Raw genomic sequence first — 13,667 nt, 5'->3', positions numbered from 1 at the left:
CTTCCGATCTGGCTGCGGGCTTGAGYTTGTTGCGTGCTTGGGCAAAGGCGCGATCAGAGGCGCCGCGCTGCAGGCCTGGGTGACCGGCCAAGCTGGCGAAAAACGAGTCCAGCATCAGCTGCTGAGATTGAGAGCGTTGGCTGAGCAAAGCGCCCACGAGACAAGGCAGGGGCAGTTTGCGTTGGCGAACAAAGGCGGTGGACTGGGCACCTCGGGCCAAATCTGCAAAGGCGGTGCTGTGTATGAACTGACCCAGCTTGGCAAAGACAGAGGTCAGGTCATCAAGAGGCGATGACCCAAGGGTTAACCCTATATTTTCTTATCATGGTGGTTGTCATGTTGCGGCGAGAGAAAATAAGAAAAACTTCAATTAAATCAATGAGTTGCGTCAATAATTATATCTTAAGTTCGGTGGATTGGTCAGCCACCTCCCTTCGGCCATGAGTGGGGTCGTAGTTCAGTATGAATGCTGCTTGTATGTCATCCAAGAGTTCTGCGAAGTGCCGCGACTCCCACTTGTACTCCCTCTGGAAGTACGGTAGGGAGTAGTGGCTTTGAAAGCAGGTTTTCAGACTTTGCGTAGAAGGATTGACGTAGGCCATAAGAGATCTTTTTTATGAAGTAAAACAGAGAGGTTTCGAGTAGTTCCAGTATTGAAAACCAACCGCTCGCCTTAAAGTGGCGCATGCATTGTCTTATTAGTCAATTGCTTTGCTGCCGCGATTACGATTGAAGCAATATCTTTATCCCAACCATGGTCAACCAAATTCTCAGTCGTGAATTCGCTTGGATGCATCGCAATAAGGGCCAGTTCACATAAAAAAATAGGGGTTACTCGCCAATCAGTTTTTCTGTTGGAATAAATGTTATAAATGTAGATATTTAATATTTCTGAGTTATTTTTAATTAACTCATCGATGCTATTAATATCTGTTATTTTCAACTTTTCTAAAAACCAAAAAGGGCGATTTATTACTTTGTTAGGAAAATCAGGTAAAAAACCAATTTTCATTGCAAAACGATACAGGCTTATTACTGGATTTGAGTTGTAGATATATTGATCTATTTGATCGTTAGTGAATTTCATTGTACTAATTTTCGTGATTTTAAAAACTGATTTGAACTGCAGAGGCTTCGGAACAAGCTGGACGATATGGGGGGGGCTGGACACGATTTCCATCTGAATTTGGTGTACAGACTGGCTTGCAGGTCCATGGGTGTTCAAACAGTCAGGGATAAAATTTCAAGAAACCTCGCAAACTTTGATGATGAAAACTATAGCTTACAAACGCGCCGGTCTTGGGCGTGCCAGTCCATTATTTGTACTGCTATCAGATTATTTTTTTCCTCGGCTGCCGTAGCTGTCCTGCCCATTTTTTGAGCGCATGAAGCCAGCCCAGATGCCATGCGCCTTGGCGCAGTTGTCCTAGGGTTTATCCACAGGCTTGGTCACGGGTGATGTGGATGGATGGTGGTGTGGGCAACATCCCACAGTAACCGTCCAAAGTTGCTGCGCGGGTGCCAAAACTCAGTCGTCATCATGGGCGTGCCCATGTCTGCATGCGCTTGCGTGTGGCCATGTTGCCCCTGACACTGCAAGGCCGCATGGCGCGGCTTGGCATCAAAGAATCGAGGTCCATGGCCCTGCTGGAATAGTGGCGCGACGCGGTTGTTGCCGACAATGAGGAAAACGCTTCGTGGTCGTTTCTTTGTTCCATTTAATATCCCGACGCTGTGGCATCACATTTCAGCGTCAGTCGGCTCGTTGAATTCGTTCCAAGTTTTGACGATTACACCCCGTTCAACGTTGGCAAAAAACTCCGAGCTGTACTTGGGAAGGTACAAGCCGTCCACATTTGAAACAACTGCGCCAGTTGGCATGCGCAGCGTGCCGGAAAACCAAGTCGCAGGAATGTCGGGACCTGGCAAAAGCTTGTAGATTCCTTCCACTCCGGTCAAGTACAGAACTCCTTGGCGTACAGCCCATGAACCAATGTAACTACGCCAGCACGCGCTTGATTCAAAAATCCAGAATTGTTCCACGACAGCATCTCTATCGAGCTTGATCAATCTGGGGTGTCCAATCGGCAGTTCGGGCTCGTCGAGTAAATCAAGCTCAATGCCCTCGAAGCAGATTTCCTCAGGAATTTGAGTCGTCATAAATTGAAATTTCTATTGAAAAAGAAGCCTCTCAACCTCCAGCATGCTGACCCGGAACTGTGAAAGCAACTGAGCCAATTTCGTTCGGTCGATTAGTTCGACATTGTTCAATTCTGCTTGCGCCAGTGCGCCAGGGTTGAAGTACTGGTTGGTCAGGCCAACTTTGTCGAAGGTGACGCCGGGGTGTTTTTGCTCGTAAAAGGCTTCTCCTGCGACCACATCCCTGACCGCATTCCAGCCCAGTCGCAGACCATCTGTTGCAGAAGTCTTGGTCTGTATGAGCACGCCTCTATCGCCACGAATGGCCACGACATCCACACCGTGGTCATTGCTTGCAGGGGTGCAGTAGACGAAGCCGTAACCAAGCCTGCTCCAAATGGCCGCGGCCAGTGCCTCGAAATATCGCCAGTCCATTCGCATGGCAATGTCCAGTGTGACCACCTCATCGATACCTTGGGCCATACCTGTCGGCACGATATCCGGCAAGGCGAATTCAGTCGTGTTGATGTCCGGACTGCCATTGAGCATGTCGCCGGCCAATGACCGCTTGCGCTCAAGCAGCTGGTCCAGCTTGACGTCGAAGGTAGTGAAATCATCCGCTGCCACCACCGGGTAATAAACAAACACATCCTTTTTCTGACCGATCCGCCAAGCCCGGTCTGTAGCTTGGTCTTCCTTAGCGGGGTTCCATGTTCGTGTGTAGTGAATTACATGATTGGCTGCTTGGATATTGACGCCGAAGCCCACAGCGATGGGGGAGAGGATGATGACCCCAAAACCCTGACCGGCCTGAAAAGCCTTGATACGTTTTTGTCGACTTGTTGTGCTTGTGTGCGATGCAGTGGTGTCGCCGTTGATGATGTCGGCCTGAAAGCCGAAGACTTCGGCGATGTAATGCTGCAGCAGAGTTTGTATATTGCGGAACTCGCAGAAGACGATGGCTTTTTCACCTTGTGCCTCGATCTTTCGCAGCTGCCTAATTAGCCAGTCCAGCTTCGGTGCTGCTTTTCTGTATTGGTCCAAAGGCTCTGATGTAAAAACTGACAGGCCATGTCGGCGCGGGTCTGTGCAGATCAACCTTAGGTAATGCAGTAAACCCAGGTGGTTCTTGAATGGTGTGTGGGAACCCGGCTCGTCACGGTTTTTGAAGTCTTCGATGGCCCGTACGTAGAGTTGTCGTTGGGTAGTTGACAAGGTGAGCCTGCGGCAGTCTTGGTCGACGATTTTCAATTTAAGTCCGGCTGCCACCTCCAGTTTCGTGCGGCGCAGAATCTGAGGCTCAATGCGTATCCGCAATTCTTCAATGCGTTGTTTGGCCGTTTCGTCACGGTCATCGATCTCGATGGGGCGACGGTACATTCGGCCAAATTCGTTCAGGGCACCTAGAAGACCGGGCTGTACGTAATCGAAAAGGCACCACAGGTCGGCGAGTGTGTTTTCAACCGGTGTCCCGGTACACGCAATTTTGAATTCGGCGTTTTGCTTTTTGGCGGCGCGGGTGACCATCGAAGCCGGATTTTTAATGCGTTGCGCTTCATCACACACCATCAAAGACCATTGCTCGGCGGCGAAAGAGAACTCCAGGTCGCGCAATGTTTCGTAAGTGGTGAGCACCAGTTGGGCGTCACCCACCCAGCCGGGTTTCAGGAATCTGAGTAACGCATCATCTGTGCGTAGCCTAATGTCAATGTTCTCGCGGGGAACACGGAGCTTGGCTAGCGTGTCGCCATAGGCCGTCAGGATCTTGAATGTGCCCGGGTAAAACTTTTCTGCCTCTTCTTTCCAATTTTCCAACAAGGACACTGGTGCAACCACCAGAATGGGTTTGGGATTGGCTTTTTCCTCGAGCATGGAGGCCATGAGGGTGAGAAGTTGAAGGGTCTTGCCAAGGCCCATGTCATCAGCCAGCACCATGCCGCGTACATTGAAACCAGACCGCAGTTCAAACAAATACTGCAGCCTACCGACACCGTCGCGCTGATGAGGCATCAGTTCAGCCAGTGGTGACAGGCTTCGGGGAATTCGCAGTTCTCGCTGCTTGACACGTAATGCCTTCTCGCGATGCTCTTGGTAGTCCACGCTGTCGATGTTGGGCCGCAGCATCAGCGTTTTTCGTGTCTTGGGACCGTCCTTGGGTGGGCGTGGTGGCCTGAATTCCCCTTCGGTTATTTGATCCGTAACTGTATTGATTGCTCCAACGATATGTTGGGCTTCTTCAACAGTCATGGGCTGGGGTAGCCAAGGGAGGGAAAACTCCGTTTCACCACGTTGCGCAGCCGCCTCAGCAGCTGCCTGCAGTGTGTTGAGGGCATCCCCGGGCACTGGTACGGCGATGGCTTCGTCACTACCCTCGGGTGTGTAGGTGATCAGCGGTATGACATTTTCTGGAAACCATCCTTCGTCATCTTTCTTTTTGGCGATGTATGGGGAGTAGTAAGTTTTCTCGATACCGACACCCTCAATCCGGGGGGAGTAGGCAGAAATGTCATGGACTTGCTCATAGGAGACCAACACCCGAGGCATCCGTTTTTGCTCCAGTGCTTGTTGAAGCGACTTGAGGTGGAGTTGTGCCTCGGGTAAAACCTCAAGATCATGTCCTTCCCAAAAAACAAGTTGCAGACCGCGCCGCAGCGCCTGGTCCAGCCTATCCACAAAGTGGCTGAGCTCGGCGTCCGACAGATCAAGTATCTCGGACTGGGAAAGCCCTGCTTCATCTGCGCTTTCGATCCTCAGCCCAACTTTGGTTGGAAAGCCCATAGGGTCCCGTTCAATGACCGGTGTGAAACGCTCGAAAAAAATACCTGCGTCGACCTTGGCCTGTTCGAACTGCGCCTCATTGATGACTTCTGAGGCGACTTCACCAAGCGCGGAAAACGGGTTGAGCAGGAAAGCCTGTGCCCTCGAGCCAGCTATCCGTCGTCCGGGCATTCTTTTGACCTGCTCAAGCACTGTTCTGACGTCCGGCGAAATCACGATCTGGATCAGACCGCCATCCTGCCCGGGCAAGTCATAACGGTTGGCTACATGCTCAAAACGGTCGAACTGAACAAGCCAATCTGCAGGTGCACCTGCAAAACCCGGTATGACCTCGATCACTGTGTCATCGGTCACGGCCTCTGATTTGCGGAACCCCAAATCGAGACGATCGGGGCTAAGGACAATGGTTTTCATCAGAAAATCATTCAGTGCAGCGTTTGCCGAAATGGCCTGTTGACGTATCCGTCCCCAGGCGTGGCGCTGCTCGTGTTCCGTACGCCGATCAGGTGTTCGTTGCGCAAACGCACGTATCGACTGAAACAAGGTCCAGTGCGCGTGTCGCATCAATTCCGTTTGGCCACCTACGATAAGCAGTGCCCCCTGATATTCCGGGCTGAGCTGTTGTCCCGCAGGATCGAGCCAGGGCCCTAAACTTATTGCAAAGTCCTCGTCGACGATTGCGCCACGGGAAGAGAGAGCGGGCCGCAGAACTGTTTGTTTGGGTAAACCCAAGGCCGCAGAAAGTCCCTCGTAGGCGGGCAGGGCGCAGGCCTCAAAAAAGTAGTCCCATGGCAAAAAATATCCGCCTTCATGCGCAACTGCTAGACCATCATCGTGCAACTGGCAAAGTGCGCCGCTTAGGCCGTCGACACGCAGTAACTCACCATCACCTGAACCTGACCGTAGTTCTATGCCGGTATCCGTGTCTCTTTTGCGCCATCCTTGTTTTTCAGTGGCCGGCCTCGTTTTATTGAACAGCTTAAAGAGGCTCATTGTTGATCTTTCTTCCACCAGCCCTTGCCTTTGACATAAGTGAAACCCCAGTTGCTCATTGTGCGTCGTGCATTCGGGTGCTCGCCCATAACTACCCACAGAGCGCCCCCCTTAGGACGGTGGTCAACAACCGCAGCATTGAAGCGCTTGGCCAGTTCACGTATGCCATCAAGGTCGTCCCTCAAATCCAGCGGGGTTGATTTGATGGCTGTTGAGGTTTCTTTCACTATGGGTGTACGCGGGCTGTCGTCTGTTTTTTGTGGGCTAGAGATCCGGGCCCTGAAGTCCAAGACACGTTGGGATACAGGTGGCACGGCTTGATTCAAGGGTAGCTCGGCGTTATGCGGAAAAGAAACGCCGGACTTCAGCACGCTCGGTTTGCCGATTGCCTCAGGTGTATTGTTCGGAGTTGGTGCACTTTGCGTTACAGAGGCCAGCGAAGTGCGTTCCGTTATGACCAGACCAAAGTTTTCTTGCAGTTCTTCTTTGAAGCGGTCTTCCCAGTGTGGGTGCCCCAGGATATTGTCCTGATGGCCAAGGCGCAATACACACACATCATTTTTCAGCGAGTTAAGGCCATTGACAGGTGAGCTACGGACGGTTGTATCCAGATCAAAGGGAAGGGTTCGCTTAAGGCTGTACCCATAGAAAGCATTGGACTCCCCACTAAACTCCACAGCCACCAGATCGCCAATGGTCATGATCAAGGCGTTGTTGAAACGATTGCTGTCTTGCAGTTCTACGTCAAGGCCCTTGATTTTTTTTCGTAACTCTACGAAACCACGTTCCCTAGGATCTCGTGCATGTGAACCGAGCGCAAATCGGACTCTTTTGATCTGTGGTATCAAGCTCTTCCAAAAGGCAAGTCGACGCAAACTTTTCGTGTTCCCCCCCCTGACTTGAGTCTTGGGCATCCTTGACAAGTTTGGTGAAAAACAGCTCAATGCATTCCTCCTTAAGCCAGTCGCCAATCATCTCGCGTGCATCGTGTGATACGCCGGCCCATCTGGTGTCTACCGATAACAACCAAGGGTCATCCTTTGCCGACCATGGAATGTCCCAGGCTGTGATACACGCTTCCTTTAGTTTGGGGTGTGGAAGGCGAACCTGGGTTTGTGCATACCTATTCAGGATCAATTGGAGCCCCAAATCTCGCAGCACCTTGTTGTCGCCCAGCAATGTCATCAGTTGATCTACTTTTGACAGGAAAAGCATATCGCGCTGTTTGCAAACCTTCTCAATCTGAGTGAGAACTAGAGAACGCGTAAACCAACTCGCGTTGGTTATGCCCAGGTGTTCACGGATTTGGAGGACTTTCCCATTTCTGCCGTTCAGTACATCATCGGCGTATGCATCGCATGGGGTGGCAGAGAAGATGCCTTTGTTCTCCAGCAAGCACCCGACCCAGTCCGGGTTGATCGTTGCGTCCTGAACGTGATTGGCTTTTTCGTTCAAATAGGTGCGAAGAGCCCCCCAGTTTTTCTGGCCTGTCATGCTTACAGCATTTCCATCCAAATCAAGTTTGTATGCGCCGTAATAATGGAAATAGCTGTGCATGAGACCTTGGTAGCACTTGCGAAATTGCCGAGGGCTTGTTTCCCAGTGACCAAGTTCTGTGAGCACTGAGCTGAAACGTGCAGGCTCTTCTATCAGACAACGTCGATCATTCCATGGGCGAACCGCAAGACTAAAGGAGACAAGACGGGCCTCCCGAAAAGTTTTGAATTCTCCTGTGTCCCAGAATTTTTTGACAGCTTCGACCTGAAGATCGTATGGCACATGATTGGAAGTACCTTGGCGGGCCCGTTGTTTAAGCCCATCAAGTACATCGTCGATATCGGTGTTGCGTGACATCGAGATCGGTGTGTTTCTAACCGAGTCACTCAGCAGATTGCTTAAAAGGTTCAACAGGTCCATGGTCAGATGGCGCAGGTTCCAAAACCGCCTGATGGACGGGTTGGTAAGTTGATCTGCAATTCATCAATTCCCAGAAATTCAATGCGCATTTCGACCCGTCGACTTTCTTCGGCCGTATCTTTGGATGAGTTGAATGCAAAGCCACCCACCAGAAAAACATCTCTAACGGCCTCTTTTTGTGCATTGGTGAGCGGGCTCGGGCCGTCGTCCTTGAACATGGCGCACAAAACGCGTTGGCTACGCATCAGGCTTAGGTTCAGATTGGAAAGATAGTTGCCGGTCCTGTCCGTGTAACCCTCAACAACAATCCGCTTGAGTACCCGTTTACAGGTTGCGCTGTCTGCCATGGACAAGAGCTCGGGCACAAATTGTCGCAATACGCCTTCCTGTTCGGAACTAAGAACAGAGCTGTTGAATCCGAAACGTGCCCTGTCTCCAAAGTCGATAACGTTACGGTCAAGGTCTACACGTACGCCTTCATGTCGTCCTGCAGCATCAACGGCCAGAGCCATGCATTCACTGATTTTCTTTTTGTGTTCGCCGTCGCGGCCGGTGATCGCGACCAGTGCCACAGCCATGACCACCAAAAATAACACCATCAGTGCAGTCATCAGATCAGAGTAAGAAATCCAGAACGGCTTTTCGGCCTCGTCCTTGCCCCGTCTTTGAGTAGGGCTTCTGCGCCCCATCATTTGCTACGTCCAGTGGGTGTGGCTGTACTCAAAACGTCATCGAGTTCCTTGATCGAGTTGCCGAGCAGCGCAACCGCAGATGAAAGCTTGGCATGGAATTCATGGTTGTTTTCGCGCACCGTTTTAAGCATGGCTTCACGGAATGACTCGTGTGCCTTTGCGAGGACGGTTGCCACCCCATTCATGAATTGCTCTGTTTGGCCCTGTGCATTGCCCAGTGCCTTTGTAGCGGCTTCGATACGGCGCAGTACATCCGAGGTGATGCTGACGTCCGCACTGGCATTGGCCACTAATCCGTTCAGGTCGCTGACCAGCTTGCCCATGGTGTCGCGGTGGGCTTTGTAGTCCTGAATGCCCTGCTGTAGCGAGGTTGCTGCGACCGCCATGTCGCCAGACAGGCTTGTCAGCTTGGTGGTCAGACTTGTGGCTTGGTTCATGGCGCCCGTCACTTTTTCGGAAGCTGATGTGAAGTTCCGACTGGCCGTATTGACCTGCGTGGCACCCTCGTTGAGTCCCGAAATGGCCGTGGTTGTTGTTGAGCTCAGAACCGAAATGCTTTCACCCATCTTGGTTGACGCTTGGGCGATCTGCTGGATCAGTGCTTCGACGGAGCCCGCCAAGCCAGCGACTGTGGCCTGCGTTCGGCCACTTGCATCTTCTTCTCGCTTGCGTCCTGTTTCAATGGCATCATTTTGCGCAGTTTGGAAGCGTTTGAGCATTTCGCCAAGTTGCTCTCCAAGTGTTTGCAGCGTCAACTGAACCTTGGCACTGGTTTCGTTTTGGGACGAGGCAACAAGTGCTTTGATCTGGTCGACGAACTCCCGGGTGCGTTCGTTGATGCTGTCTTGGCGTTGTTCCATTTTTTCGATGGCCTCTGCCATGCGTCGAGCCATCTCGTCGGTGGTTGAGCGAACGCCTTCGGAAGTGGTCTGTTGTGACTGGATGATGGCCTCTCTCAGTTGAGCGACCAGCGCCTGGGTGTTTGCGGTGATGATTTCCTGCCGTGTACCCATGTCGTTAATTGCCTTGGCCATTTGCTCTGCCATGGAATCACTTGAGCGCTTTCCGGCATCTTGCAGTGCCATTACCAGTTCATTGAGCTTGGTAACCGCATCTTGCATGGTTTGGGCTGTTTGCTGATTGAGCTCATTGATGCCGGTAATCTGACCGCCAAACAGGTCGTTTAGCTTCTGACCGAAGCTTGTCATGACGTCCTGTAGCATCTTTACAGCTGAGGCCGACTGATCTCCACTGGCCTGCTGGACAGCCGTCTTGATGTCATTCATCGGCCCTGTAAGGCTGGTGGTGATGGCTCCAGATAGTGATTTTCCTAGCGCATCGCTGTTGTGTTGGCTCGCTTCTATTTGTGCTCGCGTTGTCTCAATGAAGCGGTCCTGTAGACCTGTGGCCAGACGTTCAAGGGTCTGAGAGTGTTTATCGCTGAGTTCTTGTAAGAGTGGCCGTAAGTCCTTGAGCAGTTCACCCTTGAGATGTTTCAGTTGAGTTGCCGCCTCTTCGGTATGGTTGGCGGTCATCTCCAAGTATTTTTCGGCGACAGCGGCTTGGAATCTACGGTCAAGATTTGCTGCGATAGCGTCAACCTTGCCATTCATGGTGGTCAAAAAAAACTTTTCGACTAATGTGACAAAAATAGCAAGAGATATCGCAATCGCTGAAATCCAGAACGCCTCGCCTACTGAGTGCATAAGAGATTCAAGACTGCTTCGAACAACATCAGCGTCGGAACTGACCCTAAAGGTTCGTAATCCTTCGATCAGACCAAAGAAGGTTCCGATGATGCCCATACCCGTGAAAATGCCCGGCAGGTGCTTAAAAAATTCAGCATTTACCCTTTGGTCGACTGCAAGTTGCGAATTCCAGATCACTTCGCCAGGTGCTGTCGAAGCCCAACGCACTGTGGCAATGCCGTCGTTGCTCTCGCCGGTCATGGGGTAAAGCGTTTTCTTGTATTCCCTCCAGAGATGCGCCAGTTCTCCTTTTTCAGGAAACGCCATGTCCAGTGCTTGCGGAGTTCGCACGTTTTCAAGTTTTGATCCCTTGAGTGCCTTCAGTACCCGGCTAAGCTGAAGCCATTGCCTAAGCGCTGGGATGCCAAACCAAAATATGAAGACCAAGGCCAACACTGCAAGAATAAAACCTGTGATCAGCAGGTGGGTGGGCAGAGACAACGGATAGTCCATTTAGAAGGGCTTTGTATTTTTTGAGGCTGCAAATAAGTACCAATATTTGCATTTTACAGACCGCCAATTTGACGCCGAAGCGCTCCAGTCATGCCTGTTTTTTAATCAGCCTCCGCCAGCCCAATCGCCATGCGCCTTGGCGCAGTTGTCCTAGGGTTTATCCACAGGCTTGGGCACGGTGGGTGTGGATGGATGGTGGTGTGGGCAATACCCCTCAGCCGCAGTCATGGGCGTGCCCATGTCTGCATGCGCTTGCGTATGGGCATGTGGCCTTGGCACGGCATGGCCACTCGGTGCGGCTCCGTGCGGCTCGGCATCCAAGGCGTTGTGTCGGGCCATTCCGATGCGGATATTGGCCGTGAAGGCGTAGCCTTGTCGGTGGGCTGTTTCCAGGGGCAAGATGTCGCCCCACGCCTCTTTGGCTTTGTTGCGCAAGCGCCGGATCAGAATTTCCAGTCGCCGGAAATCGTAATGCTCGGGCTCGTGCCCCAGGCTGATGGCCAGATCTTCGCGAAAGTTCGTGTTGGGTGGCAAAGGCGCCGCGCTTGCGGATGAACCCAGCGATCAATCATGCAATCCATCCAGATCAGGCAGCTGCTTCGATCACGCGCATTTCAATGTGCAGTCCTGCAGCGGTGGCCATGTTCACCAGCGCATCGAGGCCGAACAAGTTGATCTTGCCGCGCATCAGATCGGATACGCGTGGCTGAGTCACGCCGAACAGCTTGGCGGCCTGTGCTTGGCTCATTTCTGTGCGGGTCAGGTGGTTCTTCAGCGCCGTCATCAGAATGGAGCGCAGCTTCATGTTTTCCGCTTCTTCCGGGGTGTCCTCGATGGCATCCCAGACGCTGGCAAATCGTTGCTTGGTCATTAGCCTAGCTCCTTTAATAAGTCTCGATAACGCTTTGCAGCCAAGTCCAGATCGGCCTTGCTGGTCTTCCCAGTCTTCTTTTGGAAGCAGTGCAGCACATAGACGGCATCGGCGAACTTGGCAACGTAGATGATCCGGAATGCACCGGCAGCATCCCGAATTCGAATTTCCTTAACGCCTTGACCCACGGTGTTCATGGGCTTCCAGTCGTCCGGCGCTTGCCCGCTTTGTACCTGATCGATTTGATGGCCTGCCTCGCGCCTTGCCGAGAGGGGAAAGGAACGAAGATCATCAAGGGAGCTGCCTCGAAATTCGACAGGCTTTGGATCAGTCATCCATGCAATATATAAAATTTTATATAGATTGGCAAGTAAGTTGTTGTTAACGGTTGAGGGATGGTGGCTACGGCGTTTGAATCATCCTTATCTTCGAAGTCCGTTACGGTCCTGCCCATTTTTTAAGCGCACGACGCCAGCCCAGTCGCCATGCGCCTTGGCGCAGTTGTCCTAAGGCTTATCCACAGGCTTGGGCACGGTGGGTGTGGATGCTTCTTTTCATGGTCACCGCCATGGTTTTTTTGAGCGATGCTTGCCCGTTTTGGCTTTTTATGGCGCAAAATGCGCCAAAAGGAGAGCCTCATGTCCGCATCGTCGTCTTCGTCCTCATCTTCGTTTTCATCCGTCAAGTTGTCTTCAGGTTTGGTCAGTCAGGCCCGTGACGCGGCCTCAAGCATGCGCCGTTCGGTGGCAGGGCAGATCGAGTATTGGGCCACGCTGGGGCGCATTGCCGAGGCATCAGGCTTGACGGTCTCTGAGGCGCGCGAGGCCATCGCGCTTTACGATGTCCGCCAAGCCGCCCCTGCGCATGCCGACCCGCTGGACGCTCTGGAAGCAGACTTTTTGGCCGCCGAGAGCTCCGGCCGTCTGGCCCAGGCCGTGCGCCAGACCGTGCAGAGCAACCGCCGTCAGGTGATGAAGGCCGCCTGAGGTGCGTTCAAGTGCAACCCCTTCAGTGGACGCACACGGCGACAGGAGCCTTTGATGAGTGAGTTTTTGATTTACCAGACCGAGGTGGGCAAAACCCAAATCTCGGTGGTGCTGGAAAACGAAACCCTTTGGCTGTCGCAAAAGCAGCTGAGCGAGCTGTTTGGCAAGGCCAAGGGCACGATCAGTGAGCACATCAAGCACATCTTTGAGGATGGGGAATTGCAAGAGGATTCAGTTGTTCGGTTTTACCGAACAACTGCCGCTGACGGCAAAAGCTACGATGTGGCGCACTACAAGCTCGACATGGTGCTGGCCCTGGGCTACCGGGTGCGCAGCCAAGCGGGTGTGCGTTTCAGGCAGTGGGCCACTGCACAACTCAAAGAGTTCATCGTCAAGGGCTTTTTGCTGGACGATGAGCGCCTGAAAAACCCCGGCCAAGGGCGCGACTATTTCGACGAGCTGACCCGCCGCCTGCAAGACATTCGCACCAGCGAGCGCCGGTTCTACCAAAAGATCACCGACATTTACGCCACCAGCGTGGACTATGACGCCAGCGCCGAGTTGACACAGGCCTTTTTTGCGACGGTGCAAAACAAGGTGCATTTCGCCATTCATGGCCACACAGCGGCCGAGCTGGTCAAGCTGCGGGCCGACAGCACCAAGCCCCACATGGGCATGACCCATTGGCCGGGCGAGCGCATACGCAAAAGTGATGTGGTGGTGGCCAAAAATTACCTGAACGAAGAAGAGTTGCTTGCCCTGAACAACTTGACCGAGCAATACCTGGTGTTTGCCGAGGGCCAGGCGGCTCGCCGCGTGGCCATGACCATGCAAGCCTGGGTGGACAAGCTCGAAGGCTTTTTGAGCCTGAACGACCGCGAAATTTTGCAAAGCGCGGGGCAGGTTTCAGCCGAGTTGGCCAAGCAACACGCCGAGGGCGAGTTTGCCAAGTACCGCGTGCTGGAGGATGCACGCTTCGAGTCGGACTTTGACCGCATGGTCGAGTTGTTGCCCGCACCGAAGGGCAGGCCAGCATGAGTCTTGACTTTGAATCTGACCTGCCATACCAGGCAAAAAGAGGGCGGTCAAC

At 52.7% G+C, this 13,667-nt stretch carries 12 protein-coding genes and 1 pseudogene; 2 read left to right on the top strand and 11 right to left on the bottom strand.

The window, feature by feature from the left end; genetic code table 11:
* The 11 genes and pseudogenes from AMM33_RS07335 to AMM33_RS07280 all read right to left on the bottom strand — a co-directional run.
* Nucleotides 1-220: pseudogene (locus AMM33_RS07335) on the bottom strand (hypothetical protein); the annotation flags it as partial.
* Between the two features lie 453 nt (nucleotides 221-673).
* Entirely contained in the window at nucleotides 674-1,225 is a 552-nt protein-coding gene (locus AMM33_RS07325) for a hypothetical protein (RefSeq protein ID WP_194945305.1), read from the bottom strand.
* Nucleotides 1,226-1,740: 515 nt separating this feature from the next.
* Complete coding sequence (locus AMM33_RS07320) at nucleotides 1,741-2,160, bottom strand: hypothetical protein (RefSeq protein WP_090140000.1); 420 nt, start codon at nucleotides 2,158-2,160, stop codon at nucleotides 1,741-1,743.
* A gap of 12 nt (nucleotides 2,161-2,172) precedes the next feature.
* Nucleotides 2,173-5,910 carry an SNF2-related protein gene (locus AMM33_RS07315; RefSeq protein ID WP_090139997.1) on the bottom strand — a complete coding sequence of 1,246 codons (3,738 nt, stop codon included), beginning with the start codon at nucleotides 5,908-5,910 and terminating at the stop codon, nucleotides 2,173-2,175.
* Nucleotides 5,907-6,758 carry an EH signature domain-containing protein gene (locus AMM33_RS22655; protein ID WP_194945304.1) on the bottom strand — a complete coding sequence of 284 codons (852 nt, stop codon included), beginning with the start codon at nucleotides 6,756-6,758 and terminating at the stop codon, nucleotides 5,907-5,909. The genes AMM33_RS07315 and AMM33_RS22655 overlap by 4 nt, the downstream gene beginning before the upstream one ends.
* Nucleotides 6,700-7,827: an EH signature domain-containing protein gene (locus AMM33_RS22650; protein WP_090139993.1), complete on the bottom strand. Its 1,128-nt coding sequence runs from the start codon at nucleotides 7,825-7,827 to the stop codon at nucleotides 6,700-6,702. Before AMM33_RS22650 ends, AMM33_RS22655 begins: the two co-directional genes overlap by 59 nt.
* Nucleotides 7,828-7,829: 2 nt before the next feature.
* Nucleotides 7,830-8,516, bottom strand: a complete 687-nt coding sequence (locus tag AMM33_RS07300) for an OmpA/MotB family protein (protein WP_228767998.1) — start codon at nucleotides 8,514-8,516, stop codon at nucleotides 7,830-7,832.
* The gene (gene zorA / locus AMM33_RS07295) at nucleotides 8,516-10,720 is read right to left on the bottom strand and encodes an anti-phage ZorAB system protein ZorA (protein ID WP_090139990.1); all 2,205 of its coding nucleotides are present in this window, start codon (nucleotides 10,718-10,720) and stop codon (nucleotides 8,516-8,518) included. Before zorA ends, AMM33_RS07300 begins: the two co-directional genes overlap by 1 nt.
* Before the next feature lie 150 nt (nucleotides 10,721-10,870).
* Nucleotides 10,871-11,254, bottom strand: coding sequence for a response regulator transcription factor (locus tag AMM33_RS07290; protein ID WP_090139988.1), 384 nt, complete (start codon nucleotides 11,252-11,254; stop codon nucleotides 10,871-10,873).
* Between the two features lie 52 nt (nucleotides 11,255-11,306).
* Entirely contained in the window at nucleotides 11,307-11,591 is a 285-nt protein-coding gene (locus tag AMM33_RS07285; RefSeq protein WP_090139987.1) for a helix-turn-helix domain-containing protein, read from the bottom strand.
* Nucleotides 11,591-11,926 carry a type II toxin-antitoxin system RelE/ParE family toxin gene (locus AMM33_RS07280; RefSeq protein WP_090139985.1) on the bottom strand — a complete coding sequence of 112 codons (336 nt, stop codon included), beginning with the start codon at nucleotides 11,924-11,926 and terminating at the stop codon, nucleotides 11,591-11,593. Before AMM33_RS07280 ends, AMM33_RS07285 begins: the two co-directional genes overlap by 1 nt.
* 303 nt (nucleotides 11,927-12,229) lie before the next feature.
* Here AMM33_RS07280 and AMM33_RS07275 point away from each other — a divergent pair, with 303 nt between their 5' ends.
* A complete protein-coding gene (locus AMM33_RS07275) occupies nucleotides 12,230-12,577 on the top strand; it encodes a TA system antitoxin ParD family protein (protein WP_090140010.1) in 348 nt (115 codons plus the stop codon).
* A 54-nt stretch (nucleotides 12,578-12,631) separates the two neighbouring features.
* Complete coding sequence (locus AMM33_RS07270) at nucleotides 12,632-13,615, top strand: virulence RhuM family protein (protein WP_090139983.1); 984 nt, start codon at nucleotides 12,632-12,634, stop codon at nucleotides 13,613-13,615.
* The last annotated feature ends 52 nt before the right edge of the window (nucleotides 13,616-13,667 follow it).

The sequence above is a fragment of the Limnohabitans sp. DM1 genome (assembly GCF_001269385.1).
Taxonomy (GTDB): Bacteria; Pseudomonadota; Gammaproteobacteria; order Burkholderiales; family Burkholderiaceae_C; genus Limnohabitans_A.
Note: the sequence above shows the minus strand (reverse complement) of the source record. Positions and strands in the feature narration are given on the sequence as shown.